18 protein-coding genes are annotated in these 19,840 nt (G+C 53.7%); 10 read left to right on the top strand and 8 right to left on the bottom strand.

What is annotated here, in order from left to right; all coding sequences use genetic code 11:
* Nucleotides 1-135: 135 nt before the first annotated feature.
* On the top strand, nt 136-681 hold the full coding sequence (ssb1, locus tag E5C26_RS22345) for a single-stranded DNA-binding protein SSB1 (protein ID WP_085119715.1): 546 nt from the start codon (nt 136-138) through the stop codon (nt 679-681).
* 121 nt (nt 682-802) lie between these two features.
* Here the strand turns inward: ssb1 and E5C26_RS22340 are convergent, their stop codons facing one another.
* Nucleotides 803-1,183 (bottom strand): DUF1360 domain-containing protein, encoded by a 381-nt coding sequence (locus E5C26_RS22340; RefSeq protein WP_135318236.1) that lies wholly within the window; start codon nt 1,181-1,183, stop codon nt 803-805.
* Nucleotides 1,184-1,347: 164 nt separating this feature from the next.
* On the opposite strand from E5C26_RS22340, the gene E5C26_RS22335 reads away from it, so the two are divergent.
* Nucleotides 1,348-1,818, top strand: coding sequence for an Rrf2 family transcriptional regulator (locus E5C26_RS22335; RefSeq protein WP_135318235.1), 471 nt, complete (start codon nt 1,348-1,350; stop codon nt 1,816-1,818).
* An 8-nt stretch (nt 1,819-1,826) separates the two neighbouring features.
* Here the strand turns inward: E5C26_RS22335 and E5C26_RS22330 are convergent, their stop codons facing one another.
* From E5C26_RS22330 to E5C26_RS22320, 3 genes are all read right to left on the bottom strand, one after another.
* Complete coding sequence (locus E5C26_RS22330; protein WP_135318234.1) at nt 1,827-3,377, bottom strand: lytic transglycosylase F; 1,551 nt, start codon at nt 3,375-3,377, stop codon at nt 1,827-1,829.
* A gap of 124 nt (nt 3,378-3,501) precedes the next feature.
* The gene (gene fic, locus E5C26_RS22325) at nt 3,502-4,617 is read right to left on the bottom strand and encodes a protein adenylyltransferase Fic (RefSeq protein ID WP_135318233.1); all 1,116 of its coding nucleotides are present in this window, start codon (nt 4,615-4,617) and stop codon (nt 3,502-3,504) included.
* Nucleotides 4,618-4,755: 138 nt separating this feature from the next.
* Entirely contained in the window at nt 4,756-5,505 is a 750-nt protein-coding gene (locus E5C26_RS22320) for a 3-oxoacyl-ACP reductase family protein (RefSeq protein ID WP_135318232.1), read from the bottom strand.
* A 130-nt stretch (nt 5,506-5,635) separates the two neighbouring features.
* Between E5C26_RS22320 and E5C26_RS22315 the strand changes: the two genes are divergently transcribed.
* Nucleotides 5,636-6,553 carry a LysR family transcriptional regulator gene (locus E5C26_RS22315; RefSeq protein WP_135318231.1) on the top strand — a complete coding sequence of 306 codons (918 nt, stop codon included), beginning with the start codon at nt 5,636-5,638 and terminating at the stop codon, nt 6,551-6,553.
* A gap of 56 nt (nt 6,554-6,609) precedes the next feature.
* Here E5C26_RS22315 and bhsA read toward each other — a convergent pair whose 3' ends face one another.
* On the bottom strand, nt 6,610-6,870 hold the full coding sequence (bhsA, locus tag E5C26_RS22310) for a multiple stress resistance protein BhsA (RefSeq protein ID WP_012147129.1): 261 nt from the start codon (nt 6,868-6,870) through the stop codon (nt 6,610-6,612).
* Between the two features lie 211 nt (nt 6,871-7,081).
* Here bhsA and E5C26_RS22305 point away from each other — a divergent pair, with 211 nt between their 5' ends.
* The 5 genes from E5C26_RS22305 to E5C26_RS22285 all read left to right on the top strand — a co-directional run bounded on the left by E5C26_RS22305 (nt 7,082) and on the right by E5C26_RS22285 (nt 12,188).
* Nucleotides 7,082-7,525 (top strand): lipocalin-like domain-containing protein, encoded by a 444-nt coding sequence (locus E5C26_RS22305; protein ID WP_135318230.1) that lies wholly within the window; start codon nt 7,082-7,084, stop codon nt 7,523-7,525.
* Nucleotides 7,522-8,190, top strand: coding sequence for a glutathione S-transferase family protein (locus tag E5C26_RS22300; RefSeq protein ID WP_135318229.1), 669 nt, complete (start codon nt 7,522-7,524; stop codon nt 8,188-8,190). The genes E5C26_RS22305 and E5C26_RS22300 overlap by 4 nt, the downstream gene beginning before the upstream one ends.
* 47 nt (nt 8,191-8,237) lie before the next feature.
* Nucleotides 8,238-8,645, top strand: coding sequence for a VOC family protein (locus E5C26_RS22295; protein WP_012147126.1), 408 nt, complete (start codon nt 8,238-8,240; stop codon nt 8,643-8,645).
* 336 nt (nt 8,646-8,981) lie between these two features.
* On the top strand, nt 8,982-10,343 hold the full coding sequence (locus E5C26_RS22290; protein WP_135318228.1) for an NCS2 family permease: 1,362 nt from the start codon (nt 8,982-8,984) through the stop codon (nt 10,341-10,343).
* Nucleotides 10,344-10,538: 195 nt separating this feature from the next.
* Entirely contained in the window at nt 10,539-12,188 is a 1,650-nt protein-coding gene (locus tag E5C26_RS22285; RefSeq protein ID WP_135318227.1) for a Na+/H+ antiporter, read from the top strand.
* A gap of 29 nt (nt 12,189-12,217) precedes the next feature.
* On the opposite strand, the gene E5C26_RS22280 is transcribed toward E5C26_RS22285, so the two are convergent.
* Nucleotides 12,218-13,105, bottom strand: coding sequence for a LysR family transcriptional regulator (locus tag E5C26_RS22280; RefSeq protein ID WP_135318226.1), 888 nt, complete (start codon nt 13,103-13,105; stop codon nt 12,218-12,220).
* A gap of 138 nt (nt 13,106-13,243) precedes the next feature.
* On the opposite strand from E5C26_RS22280, the gene E5C26_RS22275 reads away from it, so the two are divergent.
* Both E5C26_RS22275 and E5C26_RS22270 read left to right on the top strand, forming a co-directional pair.
* Nucleotides 13,244-13,666 carry a CidA/LrgA family protein gene (locus E5C26_RS22275; RefSeq protein ID WP_135318225.1) on the top strand — a complete coding sequence of 141 codons (423 nt, stop codon included), beginning with the start codon at nt 13,244-13,246 and terminating at the stop codon, nt 13,664-13,666.
* Nucleotides 13,659-14,348, top strand: a complete 690-nt coding sequence (locus E5C26_RS22270) for an LrgB family protein (RefSeq protein ID WP_135318224.1) — start codon at nt 13,659-13,661, stop codon at nt 14,346-14,348. Before E5C26_RS22275 ends, E5C26_RS22270 begins: the two co-directional genes overlap by 8 nt.
* Before the next feature lie 34 nt (nt 14,349-14,382).
* On the opposite strand, the gene E5C26_RS22265 is transcribed toward E5C26_RS22270, so the two are convergent.
* Together E5C26_RS22265 and E5C26_RS22260 are read right to left on the bottom strand one after the other, a co-directional pair.
* Entirely contained in the window at nt 14,383-18,327 is a 3,945-nt protein-coding gene (locus E5C26_RS22265) for a non-ribosomal peptide synthetase (RefSeq protein ID WP_135318223.1), read from the bottom strand.
* A gap of 705 nt (nt 18,328-19,032) precedes the next feature.
* The gene (locus tag E5C26_RS22260) at nt 19,033-19,731 is read right to left on the bottom strand and encodes a CTP synthase C-terminal region-related (seleno)protein (protein ID WP_441347648.1); all 699 of its coding nucleotides are present in this window, start codon (nt 19,729-19,731) and stop codon (nt 19,033-19,035) included.
* Between the last annotated feature and the right edge of the window lie 109 nt (nt 19,732-19,840).

Below are 19,840 nucleotides of genomic sequence, written 5' to 3'. Positions count from 1 at the left end.
CGAATGCAACAAAGTCGATCGAAACGACAATTCTGGAATACAATACGCAGTTATCAACACGGGTGTCGTTTCGGGCTGAGCGTGTTAAACTTACTCGTTTATACTGTGTAAAAATCAATCTTCAGGAGAGTTCTCATGGCCAGCAGAGGCGTAAACAAAGTAATTCTGGTCGGGAATCTGGGCCAAGACCCAGAAGTCCGTTATATGCCGAATGGCGGCGCAGTGGCCAACATTACCCTGGCGACCTCCGAAAGCTGGCGTGACAAGGCGACTGGCGAGCAGAAAGAAAAGACCGAGTGGCACCGCGTTGTGCTGTTCGGCAAGCTGGCTGAAGTGGCGGGCGAATATCTGCGTAAAGGTTCCCAGGTGTATATCGAGGGCGCTCTGCAAACCCGTAAATGGACCGATCAGGCTGGCGTAGAAAAATACACCACTGAGATCGTTGTGAACGTGGGCGGCACCATGCAGATGCTGGGCGGCCGTCAAGGCGGCGGCGCACCTGCAGGCGGTGGCCAGGCTTCCGGTGGTCAGGGTGGCCAGGGCGGTTGGGGTCAGCCTCAACAGCCACAGGGCGGCAACCAGTTCAGCGGTGGCCAGCAGGCTCGTCCAGCGCAAAACAATGCGCCGGCAGCCAGCAGCAACGAACCGCCAATGGACTTCGACGACGATATTCCTTTCTGATCGTCGGTTTGGCAAAGTTGTAAAAAAACCCGCTCAGGCGGGTTTTTTTATGCTTGTCGTTGAGTGGGGAAAGGAAGTTACTACTTTCTGGCCTTCCAGGTTCACCTTGTGTTTCTCCTGGTTATTCCTTATGGGGACTCAACACTTGTTGCGCTTCGTGTTTCATCACATGGGTATGGATAGCCGCCTGAAAGACTTTAAAAAGCAGCCCATTAATCAGGGTCGTGGCAGTCAGTACGATAAAGGCGGTCATCACCCAATCGATCAGACCGATACCGCTATGCAATAGCGCAGGGCGGTATATCAGCATCCCGACAATCACCGCCCAGTGGCTCATGCAGTAAAAACAGCTGAAAAGGTGGCCCAGCAGATCATTTTTTCTCGCAGTCCATGCCCGCATCGCGGCGAACAGTTCGGTCTGGGTAATCGTCATGGACAGGCTGGCCGATGCCAGAGCAATCATTAGACATACCGAGAGATCTGAAGCTAAAAGGCTGGTCATTATGCTTCCTCTATTTTGAGTTGTTGAGTCAGGGGTTGGCTTTCAATAGCTCACCATCACGGTGGCTCTATCATGTAACTTATAAAAGCACATGATATTCGGCGTTGTCAATTTCTTGTATCATTGTAAGATACAAGAAAATTACCCTGGGAAAAGGAAGGGAAATGCGCCAGGACAATAAGCTTTCGCGCATGTTGCACGTATTACTGCATATGGCGCGCCACGACAGCCTCTATACGTCTGAACAAATTGCGGTGATGTTGGGCACCAACAGCGCGGTGGTCAGGCGCACTCTGGCTGGTCTGCGAGATGCCGGTTTTGTGAGTTCAGAGAAAGGTCACCACGGCGGTTGGCGAATTGCCGTCGATCTGCGGGATATTAGTCTGCTGGATATCTACCAGGCTGTTGGCGTCAATCAACTTTTCGCGATCGGCGGTGGGGAACAGCACCCGGAATGCGCGGTGGAAGCGGCGGTGAATCAGGCTTTGGGTAATGTGTTGGCTGAAGCTGAGCAGGCATTGCTGGCGCGTTTTGCAGAAATCACTTTGGCCAATCTGAAAGAGGGATTTGACAGCCACTTCTCCGGAGAGGCACAGGAAAATAGCGCTGCCTGCATCGACAGCGCCAAATTCTGACGCCAAATTCACTGCCCGGCTGGAGCTTCTTGCGGCTTCTCTGCTGTTGGCGCACTTTTGGATTGGTCCATCGCCTGTTGTTTGCGAGTCCGCTGCTCCATGATCAGCCGATAAGCGACGTAGTATTTGTAGATGTTGCTGACATAGGTCACCGTCTCGGCGCCAATTCGCTCGGCAGCCAGGTATTCCACATTGCCAAACCAGATATTGGGGTTAAAACCACGCTTCTCGGTTTCGGTACGCAAACGCGCGATGCGGGCTGGGCCTGCATTGTAAGAGGCGAATGAGAACAGCACTTTGTCGAGGGGCGTCATCGGCTCGTCAGCGTAGTAACGGTCGATCATCCAGCGCATGTATTTCACCCCGGCATTGATATTGGGATCCAGTTTACGGATGTCACCGACTTTCAGCTCTTTGCCGGTGCCCGGCATCACCTGCATAATACCGATAGCTCCCACCGGGCTGCGCACCGACTGGTTGAGGCGCGACTCCTGATAGCCCTGAGCCACCATCAGTAGCCAGTCGACGTTATAGCGGTCGCCATATTTCCTGAACACGTCCACCATCGCCAGAAATTTGCTGCGTTCCTTCTCGGACGCCGCATCTTTGACATATTTGGCGTTTTTCAGGTAGCGCAACAAAATGGTGTTGCCCAATTTGCTGCCGTGGCGATTCTTCTCTACGAAGCCGTTGAGCAAAGCGAGTAACTGCGGATTATTTTTGCGCACCGCCCAGGCGATGTCGGCATCGTCACGCAGCACCACATTTTCGTGCAGCTGAATTTTGGGAAAAACCTGTTTCCAGAATAGCGCCTTATGGCGGTCAACCACGATAAGGGGAATTAGGCCGGCACTCAGCATCTCGATCAGATCCTCATCCTCGAGCGCTTCGGGGGCGGTCTCCAGGATAACGGGAGGACGTGATTCCTGGGTAAAGCGCTTGTTCAGCGCCTCCAGGCTTTCGTAATAGCTCGATGAGCGGCGCACGAATACCGTTTTACCGGAAAGTTGTTCCAGGCTTTCCACCTTGGGCGAGGAGGGGCCAGAAATCAGCAGTTCCTTAACTTTCGGATAGAGGGGGGTAGTGAACGCCACCTGTTCCTGACGTGCGGGAGTAATGGTGAGATTGGAGGCAGCAATGTCCCCCCGGCCTTCATTGAGGGCATTGAGTAACTGGTCACGAGCTACCGGCACGAAGATGACGCGTACTTTGAGGTGGCGCTGTTTGAGCTTTTTATCCTTCATCAACTTGAGATTAAGGTCTCGCTCGAACTCGATAAATATGTCATGGGTGGCTCCACGCTGGCTGCCCTTGGTGATAAAGAAAAAGGTCTTGCTGTAAGTCGTCAATACCCGAATCACCCGTCGGTCGAGCATGCCTGGCAAATCCCCCTGCCAGGGGCGCATGATGTCGTCCATATTGACCTGGAGCGTCTCGGGTTCTTCCTGATCCAGCGTCTTATCCTTTCCCGGAGCCGCATAAACTGAACCGGCGAATAGCAGGGCTGTGAGGCACATCAGGCAGGCGATGAGCAATCGTTGGGAAGAGGTGGCGTTCATGGAAGACACTCCGAATGGTGCGTCTTTTCATTGTAGTCAAACCAGGATTATCTGGCGTAAATAGACGGTCGGTTGGATTATCGGGAACGTTAGCGAATCATCTAACGCTTTTAACGAATTTTTATTAATTATTATAAAGGTAGCGATTAAACTGATTACTGTCATGCGACATCAGTGTTGTCAGCTTAGGGTGTACAAAAAGCTTTTCTTTCCCAGCCTGTATTTCCTGTAATACACCGATATCGCAGAGTTTTTTTAGGTAATCAGATGCGGTTTGTCGCTTGGCTATACCACCGTCGACCAAATTTGTTATTCGGCAGTAGGGTTGCTCAAATATGATATGCACTAGCTCGTGACTGTAGATTTTCGGTAAGCGGTGTTTAATGTATTCATTGGTGTGTTCAATAAGAGATCTGACGGCAGCAATTTTCCCAGTAGTCCATTTAGCTGTTTGTTCTACTGCGGTCAGCATGTAAATAATCCAATCTTTCCAATTTCCAGCAATGGTGACCTGCATCAGGGAACGGTAATACTCGCTCTTATGTTGAACGATATAACGGCTTAAATAGAGAATAGGTAGAGTGAGGAGTTCCTGTTCTATCAAATACAGGATATTAAGGATGCGTCCGGTTCGTCCATTGCCGTCGATGAAAGGGTGTATAGCCTCAAACTGATAGTGCGCAACCGCCATTTTTATTAGAGGGTCAAATCCATCTTCAGCATGAAGGAACTGTTCCCAATTGCTTAATAAATCGCGGATTTTCTCTTCACCTACTGGAGGAGTATAGATTACATTTCCGGTACTTTGATTGCTCAACGTAGTCCCAGGTATTTTACGTATATCCATTTTGATGGCTTTTAATCGACTGCAGATTTCAATTGCCGTGTTGGTACATAGTGGCTTATGGGCTAAATGTACAAATCCCTCATAGAGCGCGCTGCGGTAACGTAAGGCCTCTTTAGTTGCAGGATCGGCCATGCTGTCTTCCTGGGAGTATTGAAACAGCCTGTCTGATGTCGTGACTATATTCTCTATCTCTGAGCTATCTTTTGCTTCCAATAGGGGTAATAAATTGATTAGTAAACTTTGGTTTGGCAATAACTCACCTGCCTGTTTAAGCTCAGCTAGCGCGGCTCTGGCGGGAATGCACGCCTTAAAAATCACAATGGATTCAATCAGTTCTACTGATGGGGGGAGTAAAGGTATTGTGTTGAACGGTTGTTCTGGTTGCCATGTCATGTTTGTTTTTCTCAATTTTGTCGACATGAATTTAGTATATGTCGACACTTTAAACACGTAAATAGAACGTGTCGATAAAATCAAAAAAAATCGACACGTGTTAATAACGTGTCGATAGCTTAAACATGATCGTTGAAATTAAGCCGAGAAGCCGCCGTCGATGCTCAGGCTGGCACCGGTGATATAACCTGCCTCGGGGCCAACCAGATAGGCGACGAAGCTGGCGATCTCTTCATCTTTACCATAACGGTTGACCGCCATCATCCCTTTCAACTGCTCGGCGAAATCGCTGTCGGCCGGGTTCATATCGGTATCTACCGGGCCGGGCTGCACATTGTTGACGGTAATGCCGCGCGGGCCGAGATCGCGCGCCATGCCTTTGGTCAGGCCGACCAGCGCAGATTTGCTCATCGCATACACCGCGCCGCCGGCAAATGGCATGCGTTCGGCGTTGGTGCTGCCAATATTGATGATGCGCCCGCCATCATTCATATGGCGGGCGGCTTCCTGGCTGGCGACAAACACGCTGCGGACGTTCACCGCCAGCGTCCGATCCAGATCTTCCAGCGGCAGTTCTTCGGTGCTGCCCATCGCCAGCACACCGGCGTTGTTCACCAAAATATCCAAATTGCCCAGGCTGTTCACTGCCTGACGCACCGCCTGCTGCAGGGCCGCTGCATCGGCACTGTCAGCCTTGATCGCCAAGGCCTTGCCGCCGGTCGCGGTGATTTCATTGACCAGAGCATCAGCTTTACCGGCAGAAGAGACGTAAGTGAAAGCCACTGCGGCACCTTCGCGCGCCAGACGTTTGGCAATGGCAGCGCCAATGCCACGTGAACCGCCCTGAATGAAAGCGACTTTACCTTGCAGAGAGTGAGTTGCGGACATGGTGTTTCTCCAAAGTGGGATTAGGTTAATAAAGCTACCAGTTCAGTATCGGAGATACGCGGAGCGGTAACTAGTCACAAAGAGCTATAATCAGCTTAAACCATGGGTTTGAAATCGTCGGAGAAAAGCCATGCTCGGCCATCTGGAATGTTTTGTCAGCAGCGCAGAGAGCGGCAGTTTTTCCGCCGCCGGTCGCAAATTGGGGATCAGCTCTGCGGCGGTGGGGAAGAACGTCACCAAACTGGAGACGCTGGTGGGCGTGCGGTTATTTCAGCGTAATACGCGTAAATTGACGCTGACCGAAGAGGGCGAACGTTTTTTACAGGAGGTCAGCGGCGGTTTGCTGTCGATCCAGTGCGCATTGAAAAGTTTGAGTAGCAGTGGTGGGGTAGCGGCGGGAACCCTAAAGGTCAGCATGGGTACCGCTTTCGGCCTGCATTTTGTCTTGCCGATGCTGCCGGATTTTCTGGCTCGTTATCCGTCGATTGTTCCAGACTGGCATTTTGATAATCGTCAGGTGGATTTGATTGGCGAGCATTTCGATGCGGCAATGGGCGGCGGTATTGAGCTGGCGCAGGGGATGATCGCCCGCGAACTGGCACCGGCACACGGCGTGCTGGTGGCTTCGACACAGTATTTACAACAATACCCGTCGCTCCAGCAGCCGGAACAATTGGTGAGTCATGCGGGCATTTTTATTCGCTCACCGCAAACCGGGCGAATCCGTAACCTGCCGCTGCGTAATGCGGATAACGAGCAACGGGCGCCAACCATGGCGATAAAAATGACGGTAAATGAGCCGGAAGCGGCAGCACGGGCAGCAGAAATGGGGTTAGGCATTGCACTGATCAGCATGCCGAACGCATTACCTTATCTGGAGAGCGGTCGTTTGGTTCGGGTATTGCCAGGCTGGTATGTCGATCGCGGTAGCGTGCGTCTGTATTTTCCTACCACCAAGTTTCTTCCCACCAAAACCCGGGTATTTGTCGATTTTATTACCGAACAATTTCGCCTGCAGAAGCTGGCTGCTCGCTTTGATGCACGCTAGAAACAAGAAAAGCCCCTTGCGGGGCTTCATTCTTCCGTCAATTTACTGTCTGACGATCAGTTGAAGATTTCTGCGGTGCCATACAGTTTGTTCTGGCCACCGGCGGAGATGATGCGGTAAGAGCTGGCGCCTGATGCAGCGGCTTTGTTGGCCAGTTCAGTTTCCAGTGCGCTCAGGTTAGAGGCGCCGCTAACGGACACCACACCGATTTTCTGGGCATCGGCAGCAGGTTGGCTGGTTGGCTGGTCGGCAGCAACGCTGGCGAAAGAAGCGGTAGTCAGCAGCAGGGCAGTAGCAAAAATTTTGATGTTTTTCATGATTCAATCCTCAGGGTGTTTTTTAGGTGAGAGGTTGTTGCCTCTCGATGTGGTAGATAATAGGCTGCCGCGACTGAATAGAAAATCGGAGAGTTTTGATAATCTCCATCAAATAAACTGACTTATTTTTGAACGGTACGGCTGACGCTGGCGTGCTGGAAAAATCGCCACTACCCTTTGAGTAAGCAGGAACCTTAGAGGAGTAAATGGCATGTCAGTCAACGCGTTTATCGGCAGCTGGTCATTGGTGTCGTCTGTCTTCAAAGGGGAAGACGGCAGGGTCAATCACCCACTGGGCGAGCAGGTGCTGGGTCGCATTAACTACGAACCCAATGGCACCATGGCGGCGCAGCTCTACAGTGCCACGCGGCCACGCTTTGCCGCCGACGATCTGGCGCAGGGCACCGGGCAGGAAACCCACGCCGCCTTTATCAATATGATTTGTTATTTTGGTCGCTATCAGGTGGATGAGAGCGACCAGCGGATAGTGCACCAGGTTGAAGGCAGCTCGTTCCCCAATTGGATCGGTAGCCGGCAGGTGCGCTTTTATCATTTCACCGGCGATCGTCTCCAGCTTCGTACGGTACCGCTGCAGCTAGGCAACGGTGTGCAGGTCGGCGAACTGGTGTGGCAACGGATAGGAGCGCCCTCATGATCATTGTTCACCATCTGAATAACTCGCGTTCGCAGCGCATTCTGTGGTTTTTGGAAGAATTGGATGTGCCCTATCAGGTGCAGCGCTATCAGCGCGATCCGCAAACCATGCTGGCGCCGCCGGAATTAAAGAAAATTCATCCGCTGGGCAAGTCGCCGGTGATTGTCGATGGCGATCTGACGCTGGCGGAGTCCGGCGCCATTATTGAATACCTGCAGGAAGCCTACGACGCGCAGGGGCAGTTTATGCCGACGGACTACCATGCCCGTCAGCAGTTCCGATATTGGCTGCATTATGCCGAAGGTTCGCTAATGCCGCTGTTGGTGATGAAGCTGGTATTTAGCCGGTTGGGACAACCGCCGATCCCCTGGTTGTTGCGGCCGGTGGCGGGGGCGATTGGCAAAGGCGTGCAGCGTGAATATCTGGACAAACAGATCGCGCCACACTGTGATTATCTGGAACAGCACCTGAGCAAAAACACCTGGTTTGTCGGCAATGAATTCAGCGCGGCGGATATCCAGATGAGCTTCCCGCTGGAGGCGATGGCGGCACGTGGCGCACTGGACGGTTCCCCCAAGCTGCGCGGTTATCTGCAGCGCATTCATACGCGTCCGGCCTACCAGCGGGCGCTGGAGCAGGGCGGGCCTTATGACCTGCTGAACTGAGGCGATGGGCTATACTCGTTGAGGTCACCCTTCATCGGAGGTAGCCCATGGCTACGCAAATCTTTGTGAACCTGCCGGTGGGCAATCTGCCCGCATCCATGACATTTTTCACCGAACTGGGCTTCAGCTTTAATCCCCGGTTTACCGACGATACCGCCGCCTGCATGGTGGTTAGCGACAGTATTTATGTGATGTTGCTGACCCACGACAAATTCAAAATGTTCACCCCGAATCCGATTGTCGACGCCAAAAAATCGACCGAGGTTTTGCTGTGTCTTTCGCAGCCCGACCGGGCGGCGGTGGATGCACTGGTCCGCAAGGCGATCGCGGCCGGTGGCAATACCTATAACCAGCCGCAAGATTACGGCTTTATGTACGGTCACGGTTTCCAGGATTTGGATGGTCATATCTGGGAACTGATGTACATGGACGAAAAGGCCGCACAGGCCCAGTGACCCTGTTTGCCCTCCCAATGGGGGGCTTTCCCATCAGATTTCCCTATGTGACAAATTTCAAATTTTCGATAATGATGGGCCCCAATACTTTTCTGCATAAATTGCCGCGATCTTTGGTTGATCAGAGGGCATAGAAGGCTGGATAATCGTTTGCCTTGAATAAACCACCATAAATCACCCGCCTCATGCCTTGAGAGTTAATCGTTTGCCTTTATCAGCGCCGCCAGTTGGCGACGTGAGTGAAAGACCCAAAAGCAAACGATACCCTATCAAACAGGTGTAGGCGGAATAACAAGCCTTGCAACGGGCTGGCAATGAAACACAGGGGACAGCAAGATGTCGAATTCTCAAGCGAACAACGCCGTTAAACCAAAAGGCGGGCTTGATGGTTATTTTAATATTTCTGCGCGTGGCAGCAGCGTGCGGCAGGAAGTGGTGGCGGGGTTAACTACCTTCCTGGCGATGGTTTATTCGGTGATTGTGGTGCCGAGTATGCTGGGCAAGGCGGGCTTCCCGCCAACGGCGGTGTTTGTTGCCACCTGCCTGGTTGCCGGTCTGGGGTCGTTGCTGATGGGGTTGTGGGCTAATTTGCCGATGGCTATCGGCTGTGCCATTTCGCTGACCGCCTTCACCGCCTTCAGCCTGGTGCTGGGTCAGCACATCAGCATTCCGGTGGCGCTGGGTGCGGTATTCCTGATGGGCGTGCTGTTTACCATTATCTCGGTCACCGGTATCCGCGCCTGGATCCTGCGCAATCTGCCGATGGGCGTGGCACACGGCACCGGTATCGGCATTGGGCTGTTTCTGCTGCTGATCGCCGCTAACGGCGTGGGCCTGGTAGTGAAGAACCCGCTGGACGGCCTGCCGGTAGCATTGGGCGCCTTCACCTCATTCCCGGTAGTGATGACACTGCTTGGGCTGGCGGTGATTTTCGGTTTGGAAAAGCTGCGCGTACCTGGCGGTATCCTGCTGGTGATTATCGCCATTTCGGTCATCGGGCTGGTGTTTGACCCGGCGGTGAAGTATCAGGGGTTGTTCGCCATGCCAAGCCTGGCGGACGCCAACGGCCATTCGCTGATTTTCAGTCTGGATATCATGGGCGCCTTGCAGCCGGTCGTATTGCCGAGCGTATTGGCGTTGGTGATGACGGCGGTGTTTGACGCCACCGGCACCATCCGTGCGGTAGCCGGTCAGGCTAACCTGTTGGATAAAGACGGGCAGATCATCAACGGCGGCAAAGCGCTGACTTCGGATTCTCTGAGCAGCATTTTCTCCGGCCTGGTGGGCGCGGCTCCGGCAGCGGTGTATATCGAGTCGGCTGCGGGTACTGCGGCAGGCGGCAAAACCGGCTTGACCGCGACCGTGGTCGGTCTGTTGTTCCTGATGATCCTGTTCCTGTCGCCGTTGTCTTATCTGGTGCCGATTTACGCCACTGCACCGGCCCTGATGTACGTTGGTCTGCTGATGCTGAGCAATGTCACCAAGCTGGACTTCAACGACTTTGTTGATGCCATGTCCGGCCTGCTGTGTGCGGTGTTTATCGTGCTGACCTGCAATATCGTCACCGGCATCATGCTGGGCTTTAGCGCACTGGTGATTGGCCGTATCTTCTCCGGTGAATGGCGTCGGTTGAATATCGGTACCGTGCTCATTGCCGTGGCGCTGGTGGCATTCTATGCCGGCGGTTGGGCAATCTAATCGCGAGGATGTTTCCCCCGTCGCTTCGGCGGGGGATGTTTTATCCCCATTTCTGCTTCAGATAAGTCTCCTTCTGCCGATACTGCATTTTGAATGGCACAACAAGCTTTAACCGCTGTAAAAAAAGTGATCTACTATCGGGGCATACTCCGGCTATGTGCTGTTGTGGTTTGAACCCTAGAGTCTAAGGAAAGCATGGAAATCTTTTTTACAATCCTCATTTTAATTTTGGTGGTCTCCCTGTCCGGGGTGGTGACGCGCATGTTGCCGTTCCAGGTGCCATTGCCGTTAATGCAAATCGCTATCGGGGCCTTGTTGGCCTGGCCGCATTTTGGGCTGCACGTCGACTTTGACCCTGAATTGTTCCTGGTACTGTTTATTCCGCCATTGCTGTTTGCCGATGGCTGGAAAACCCCGACGCGTGAGTTTTTGCACCACGGCCGTGAAATTCTTGGCCTGGCACTGGTGCTGGTGCTGATTACCGTTGTCGGTGTCGGCTACCTGATTTACGCCATGGTGCCGGGCATCCCGCTGGTGGCGGCGTTTGCCCTGGCGGCAGTACTGTCGCCAACCGATGCCGTGGCGCTGTCCGGTATCGTGGGTAAAGGGCGGATCCCCAAGCCGATCATGGGGGTGCTGGAGGGCGAGGCGTTGATGAACGACGCGTCCGGTCTGGTCTCACTCAAATTCGCCATCGCAGTGGCAATGGGCACCATGGTGTTTACCGTGGGCGGGGCGACGCTGGAGTTCCTCAAAGTGGCGATCGGCGGCCTGCTGGCCGGTGTGGCGATCACCTGGCTTTACAGTAAATCGTTGCGCGTAATGAGCCGCTGGAGCGGCGACGACCCGGCGACGCAAATTGTCTTCCTGCTGCTGTTGCCGTTTGCCTCTTATCTGATTGCCGAGCATATTGGCGTCTCCGGCATCCTGGCCGCGGTTGCTGCGGGGATGACCATCAGCCAGTCCGGTGTGATCCGCAATGCCCCGCTGGCGATGCGTTTGCGTGCCAACAGCGTCTGGGCGATGCTGGAGTTTGTGTTCAACGGCATGGTGTTCATCATGTTGGGGCTGCAACTGCCGGGCATCCTGGAAACCTCCATTCTGCAGGCAGAGCTGGATCCGACCATTCAGACCTGGTACCTGTTTGCCGATGTTGCCATTATCTACGCCGCGTTGCTGGTGTTGCGCTTCACCTGGCTGTGGTTGATGAAAAACGCCAGCCGTCGCTTTATGAAAAAACGGCCGTTGCAGTTTGGCGATTTCACCACGCGTGAACTTTGGGTGGCGTCGTTTGCCGGGGTGCGTGGGGCGATTACGCTGGCGGGTGTGCTGTCTATCCCGCTGTTGCTCAGTGACGGCTCCGCCTTCCCGGCGCGCTATCAACTGGTGTTTATCGCCGCTGGGGTGATCCTGCTTTCGTTGCTTGTGGGTGTCATGGCGTTGCCGCTGTTGCTGCGAGGCGTACAGGTGGCAGACAAGAGCGTCAGCAAGAGCGAAGAGCGGATGGCGATTGCCATGGCGGCCGAGGTGGCGATCGAAAGCGTCAACAAGATGGAAGAACGTCTGGCGGTGGATACCGAGGAAAACCTCGATCCGCAGGTGTTGAAAGAGATCAGTTCGCGGGTGGTCGGCACGCTGCGGCGGCGCATCACCACTAAAGACGATATCGAAAATGCGCTGATGCTGGAAAACCTCGAACGACGTTTTCGCCTGACGGCGCTGCGTGCCGAACGCGGTGAGTTATATCACCTGCGCGCCACGCAGAAAATCAGCAACGAGACGCTGCAAAAACTGTTGCACGATCTCGACCTGCTGGAAGCGCTGTTGATCGAGCGCGAGGGGTAATGCCAACGGGGCCGCAGACGCGGCCCTGTTTATTTCCCTGGCGGCCAGAAGTCGCGGCAGCAGGCGATCCAGGCCTGGGCGCTGTGCGACAGGTAACTGCCCTGACGCCAAATTAACCCCACCTTCCATTCCATGCGTGGCTCCAGCGGTAGCCAAATCAGGTTTTCCTTATCCAGCCATTGGCAGACCGGCTCCGGCAGGGTGGCGATGCCAACCCCGGCCTGCACCATCGACGCCAGAAAATCCCACTGCCCGCTGCGTACCGCAATCTGGGGTTCAAAACCGGCCTGACGGAATGCGTTCATCAGCATCTTGTAGAGCGCGAAGTCCTCGTTATAAAGCAGGATCGGCCAGTTGGCCAACTCGGATATATGGATACTGGTGCGGTTCAGCCAGTGCGGTGTTCGTGGTGCGACCACGCACATCGGGTGGCCGAGCAAGGGCAGAAAGGTCAGTGGCTGAGCGGAATCGACCGGCAGAATGGTCATCGCCAGATCCAGTTCACCGGACATCACCGCCTGTTCAACCGACAGTCCACCCAACTCTGAAATTTTCAGTTCGATACCGGGATAGGTATGGCGGAACTGTCGGATCAAATCGGCAATCTGCCGGCCGACCATTGGCGGGATACCCAGCCGCAGCACGCCTTTTTTTACCGAACTGATGTCTTCCAGCTCGGCCTCCAATTGGCGAAATTCATCGATGATGGCCAGACCGCGCTGATACACCGCCTGGCCGCTGTCGGTCAGGTGCAGTTTGCGACCTTCGCGGATCAGCAAGGTGCACTCCAGTTCCTCTTCCAAATGGCGCAGCATCTTGCTGATGGTTGGCTGGGTGACGAACAGTTTTTCCGCCGCGCGGGTAAAGCTTTGCTGACGTACCACTTCCACGAAGTAGCGTAGGGTGCGGACATCCACGTTGGGTTCTCCTGAGGGGCAATACCGGTGGGAAATTATTCCCTGATGGCATGATATGGATGATTTTAATTCATTTCATGAGAGGTTTCCTGGCTGTGTATACTGTAAAACGCGAATTTTTGTTTAAGGTCATTTTCCATGTTACTGGCGTTACGCCACGCTGCTCCCAGTTTGCTGGCTCGCTTGCAGGTGCCGATTCAGGTTGTTTTGTACGCGGTGTTATTTTTGATTGCCGATCGGTTGGTGCAACAGTTCCATTTGCCGCTGCCCGCCAACATTATCGGTATGTTGATGTTGTTGGCGCTGATTGTGCTGCGTATTCTGCCGTTGAGCTGGGTCCGGGCCGGTTCACGCTGGCTGCTGGCCGAAATGCTGCTGTTCTTCGTTCCGGCGGTAGTGGCGGTGGTCAACTATGCCCAGTTGCTGATGGTAGAAGGCTGGAAGATTTTCCTGGTGATTGCGATTAGCACCACGCTGACGTTGGGCGCGACGGGTTTGGTGGTCGACCGGGTCTATCGACTGGAAGTCTGGTTACAACGGCGAAAACAGCGCGATGAATGACTTTATTCTTAGCATCGCCTGCTTTGTGGCGACGTTGGCGCTGTATTTCGCCAATAAAAAACTCTACCGCCGCCGCCGTACCTTGCTGTTAATGCCATTGGTACTGACGCCAATGATCCTGGTGCTGTTGCTGGTGGTGACCCATATTTCGTACCAGGACTACATTGGCGAAACGCACTGGTTGTTGTGGCTGCTGGGGCCGGCCACCATCGCCTTCGCGGTACCGGTATACGAGAATCTGCATATCATCCGTCGCCACTGGCTGTCGCTCAGCGCCGGAGTGCTGACGGCAGTGCTGGTGGCGGTATACAGCTCGGTGTGGCTGGCGCGATTGCTGACGTTGCCGGAAGAGGTGCAGCGCAGTCTGGCGGTGCGTTCCATCACCACGCCGTTTGCGCTGGAAGCGGCCAAACAGATGGGCGGACAGGCAGACCTGGTGGCGCTGTTTGTGGTGATCACCGGGGTGTTCGGTATGGCGGTAGGGGATATGCTGTTCCTGCGGCTGGCGGTGCGCAGCAGTCTGGCGAAAGGGGCCGGGCTCGGGGCGTCGTCGCACGGTGCCGGTACGGCGAAAGCCTATGAGATAGGGCAGGAAGAAGGCGTGGTTTCCAGCCTGGTGATGATGTTGGCGGGGATTATCACGGTGATTGCCGCGCCGCTGATAGGGCAACTGATGTGGTAAGCCTGCGGCAATGAGCGCCGCAGGCAGGGTAAACTCAGCGAATACCGCTCGAAATGGCCGGCGTTCTTGATGATGCGCGTAACACACGGCCGATTTCATCATGACTGAAAATAATCGAGTGATGGTTACAGGCCAAAGACTGGATCTGCAAATGACGGCAAATCGATGACAGTCCGTTGTCGGCAATTGCCAGCAGTTCTTGCCCATCCCCTTGTTCGGTCATATGCAAGTTCACATCCTCCGTGGCTTTAAATAGCGTGACCCGTGCGTGCAGCAGCGGTGCGCTAAGCGTTTCCTTATTTAGGGATAGCTCCGTAGGCTCCGCCCGTAACGCCCTGTCGGCGGCTTCCCCCTCAATGCCCAGCATCAGCAACATCGCTGCCAGCAGGCCCGGTTCGCTGCGGCGTTGAAAAGCCGTTTGATAGAAGGAATCCAGCAAGAAGACCTGGATGTCGCGAAACCCCCGACTTTCAAGCTGCGCCGCCATTTCAAGGGCGATCAAGCCGCCGAGGGACCAACCCAAAAGGCGCACGGGCCGGTCGGGCGACAACGTCATATGCCCGAGGTAATACGACGCCAGTTCGTTTAATGATGTGATATGGGGGGACATAAACAAGTTGTAATTGTTGATCCCCAGGACGTTAAACTCACCCTCCAGTGAGCTGGCCAGATCATGATAAATCTCGCAGCCGGTGACCGCAGGATGAATCATCCAGATATCATCGGCTGAAATGGTCCGGTTCAGGCGCAGAACCTGCTTAAAGGTAAAGTTGGTGTGATTAAGACGGGCCAATAATTGCTGCAGTGGTGCGGCCACCATTGGGGTTGTGGTCTCGGGGGCCTTATCTGCCGTCAGTGCAGATGCCTGCGCACGCAAGGTTGGGTGAGCAAACAAGGTTTTTATGGCCGCCGGATAACCACAGCGCTTGAGTTTGACCAACAGTTGGATGGCATGCAGCGAATGGCCACCGAGTTCAAAGAAATCATCATCCAGACCAATCTGCGTGACTCCCAGCAGCTCCGACCACAAGGCGGCAAGCTGTTGTTCCAACGCCGTTTGCGGAGCCTGATGCTGTGGCGAAACCTGTGTCATCGGTGCAGGTGCGGGCAAAGCCTTGCGATCCAATTTACCGTTGGGAGACAGGGGTAAAGCTTTCAGCCTGATAAAGCTGGAAGGCACCATAAAATCCGGCAAATGCTGTTGTAGCTGATGACGCCACTGCGCTGAATGCACGCTTTCGTCTGGCGCGACTACATAGGCCACCAGGCGTTTTCCACCGTGCCCATCTTCCCTTGCCAATATTGCGGTATCTTCGACGCCTTCACATTGGCGGAGCTGTTGCTCGATTTCGCCCAGTTCAATGCGTACGCCATGGATCTTGACCTGGAAATCATTTCTGCCCAGATATTCAATGTTGCCATCGGGTAGCCAGCGGGCGAGATCGCCGGTCTTATATAAACGAGCCTGAGAAGCGGTGTTGAAGGGATCGGCAATAAAACGCTCGGCGTTTAACTCGGGACGGTTCAGGTAGCCACGGGCAACCTGAATGCCGCCGATATGCAGCTCGCCGGCCACGCCGGGTGGCAGCGGTTGCAGTTGAGCATCCAAAATATGCAGCTGCGTATTGGCAATGGGCTTGCCGATCGGCACCAGCGATCGCTCATCGTTTGGCTGACATTGCCAACTTGAGACATCCACCGCAGCCTCTGTCGGACCGTAAAGGTTGTGCAACTCAGCATGAGGCAACTGCTGCAGGCAGCGCTGCACCGTCGCTAAAGGCAGGGCTTCGCCGCTGCATATGATGCGGCGTAGGGGAGCACACTGCGCCATTTCGCCATGGCGTAAAAATAATTGCAGCATCGAAGGGACAAAATGCAGCGTAGTGACCTGATGCTGGGCAATGCAGGCCCCCAGATAATCGGGGTCTTGATGACCGCCAGGTTTGGCAATCGCCAGACGGGCACCGACCATCAGTGGCCAAAAGAATTCCCAGACCGAAACATCGAAGCTGAACGGCGTTTTTTGCAGCACCACGTCGTCGTGCGTCAGAGGATAGGCTTGTTGCATCCAGAGCAGACGGTTGATGACTCCCCGGTGTTCATTCATCACTCCTTTGGGTTTCCCCGTCGACCCGGAGGTATAAATCACATAGGCCAGGCTGCGTTGTGGGTCGGGAGTCAGCGGCGCAAGATTATCCCTGGAACCAAGCTGCCACAGGTGACTATCATGCTGTAGATGCAAGCGCGGAATAACGATGTCATGGATCGGATGCAATGCCTGTTCACCGGCCTCGTCGACCAGCACGTATTTTGCGCCGCAATCTTGCAGCATATGGCGCAAACGATCTTGCGGATAGTCGGGATCGATCGGCACATAGGCCGCGCCCGATTTTAAAATGGCGTACAGGGCCATCACCATTTCTGGGCTGCGGTTGACGCAAACCGCGATGCGATCATCAGGTTGTATCCCTTGCTGGCGCAGAAAACCGGCAAATTGGTTAGCCTGCTGGTTCAATTGCAAATAGCTGATCTGTTGTTGCTCATAGCAAAGTGCCGGGGCGTTGGGTGTACGCAATACTTGCTGTTCTAAGAACTGATGAATACCTTGCGGCATGGCCCAGGATTGCTGCGTATTATTCCATTCGTGGAAAATCTGTTGCTGCTCGGCCGGCAGCAATAGCGGCAGTTGCCCCAGGGGTAAACTGGCATCGCCCTCCAACAGATTATCGAGCATCTGTACGATGCGGTTGGCGATGCGCTCACCGTCCTGCCGGCTAAACCAGGCCTGGTTGAGGTTGAACTCCAGCACCGGATCATCACCCGGATGATAGTGACGAAGGTAAATGCCCAATGGCAGTTGCTCATAGCCATGATGCATGTTCTCAACCTTAAACTGGCTTCCTTCCAGTTCAATATCGGTCGGGAAAACCTCCAGTGAAAAGCTGATATCAAATAGCTGACGTCGCCCTTGTTGGTGCAGGTTCAACTGACGATTCAACTCGGCGATGGGGAAGCGCTGGTGGCGATAGCATCTGCGCAGCTCACTGCCCACTTGTTGCAGCAGATGAGCAAAGGGTTGCTGCAAGTCCACATTGATATTGAGCGGGATCATCGAAGAGAACATACCCAGCGTCTGCTTATGATCGCTGGTACTGCGGTTATGCACCGGGACACCCAGGGTGGCGTTGTCCACCTGCCAAATCCGCGCGAACCAACTGGCCAACAGAGCCACCATAAAATGCATTGCCGAGCCGCCGTGAAGGGCGGCATATTGCTCCAACTGCAAGAAGCGCTCGCGGGGTAAACGTTTGATGATTTGGCTGCTGGGATAGGTTTGTTGTTCGGTATAACCTTGCCGCCGTTCCAGCACTGAGGGAGGGGCGGCCGCGAAACGTTCCAGCCACCAGTCGCGGTCGCGCTGGTAGCGTGAAGATTGAAGGTAGGTTTGGTCGCTGGCCACGAAATCACTGTAACGCGAGCTGCCGGTTTCAGTTTTTTCCCCCGCTTTTAATTGCTTATAACGATCCATAATCATGCGGCTTAATAACGAGATCGATGTACCGTCCGCAATCAGGTGGTGGGAGGCTAATAGCCACAGCGTCGTGGAGTCGTCGATCTTGGTTAAATGGCAGCGCCAGAGCAGATCTTCATACAGTTGATAAGGCTGGATAAACACTTCACGCAGGTGGTTTTGCGCCTGGCCGGCGGCATCATCGCGCTGTGAAAAGTCGTGGTAGTGAAGTTCAATGGCTTTTTGGCTGAGCGGCCGCTGAGTGACACCCTGAGGCGTTTCCTGCAGGGCGGTCTGCAAGGCATCGTGCTGTTGTTGTACATACTGGATGGCTTGTTTAAACAGAGGGAATGATATTTCCCGTTCTACACGCCATAAGCATCCAACATTATAGAGTGGAATTTCAGGGTTTAAACTTTGGTCGAGCCATACGGCTTGTTGTACCGTCGTGAGAGAATAAGCAGACACGGAATCACCTCCATAAAAATATGAAAGAATCGACTTAAATAGGTGCGCAGTCGGTAAGTACTCGAACATTATAAGAGGTGATAATGAATTCGCCCAATTTCACATTAAATATTTTTAACTATCTACTTTAATTATGTGTATGGAATTTATATTTTATTTGATACTCAGTTTGGTATTTATTCATTTGGGTATCATTTGCAATGATATGAATACATAAGTCAGGTTGTTGCTGCTCACCGGCAGTTTTGGGTTTACATGGGATTGTGAATGAGGATTGTGTTTGTATTGCAATGTTTTGTTTGTGGTTTTTTGTGTCGCATGAGTTTTTAGTGACGGTGTAAAACCGTAAGAGTGGTGATGTTGCTGTTGGGTTTTCCCCCATCCCCACAGTAACAGCAAGTTTAATCAGGCGATCATTCGCCTTTTTTAACATGCCGAAGGGTTATCAACCTGTGGGATTATGGGGGTAATCTGTAGAGTCTCTAATGATATATTATTTTGTAATAAATAAGAATTTTATTCGCTTATTGGGGTTTTCAGATTGTCTTTTCTTTAATGGCTATTTGGAAGATGGCATGAGCGTGACAGTTAAATTAAATTGGGATGAATATCGTTTTTATAGGGTTATATTTATTGATGTCTGAGGTGACGTCATTATTAATAGTAGGGCCATCACGGCATCATGGCCCTCATTATCCATCTCTGTCAGGTATTTGCAGCGGTCTTGATCAGCTCCACCACCAGCGGAGAAAGCTCGTTGCGTAACGCGGCTCGTTCGGATTGGAACAGCGTGGCGGCGTAAAAGCGGTGCCCCGGCAACTCGACCGATCGCACGTCACCTTCACTATCGTGGCCGCTGATAATCAGCGGATGCTGCTGTAGATCGGCGACAAATTCCGGATTAACGCCGAAGTTGCAGTGGTAACCTTCGTGCGTTTCCAGCTTGCCATAGACACGGGCAGCCAGCGTATTGGGTTGGAAAATAATGGCACCGCTTTTTTCGACCAGCGAACAGCTCAGCGGAGCAATCACCAGCCTGCCGCCAGTGTCGGTTTCTGCGTGTCCGGCGTCGTGCCAACCCATAACGTTGCGCGCGTATTCCACAATCGCATATTGGAAGCCGCCGCAGGAGCCGAGGAAAGGGATGTTTTGCTCACGTGCATGGCGGATGGCCATAAAGGCACCGTCGTCATGATTATAAGGGCTGCCGGGCACTACCCAGATCGCATCATAGCCTTGCAGTACCGAAGGGGCGGTAATGGTTTCTGTGGACAGCCAGTGGGATTGGATATCGAGGTTAAGGTGGTGGGCGGTAAGTTTGAGAGCAATGGGGATGGCCTGGTGAGAAACGGCCTCGGGTTTGTAGTCACCAACCAGAGCAATGCGAACTTGAGCTTTCATCATTTCCTTTTCCTGTGCGGGTAAAAAAGGAGGTTACAGTAAAGTCGATCGCCAATCCGCAGTTTTTTAAACGCGGCGCACAAAAAAGCCCGGCGTTGGCCGGGCTCGGGAA

Origin of the sequence: Serratia proteamaculans (genome assembly GCF_004684015.1) — a bacterium.
GTDB classification, from domain to species: Bacteria; Pseudomonadota; Gammaproteobacteria; order Enterobacterales; family Enterobacteriaceae; genus Serratia; species Serratia proteamaculans_F.
The sequence above is the reverse complement of the archived record's forward strand: the minus strand, read 5'-3'. Positions and strand labels throughout refer to the sequence as shown.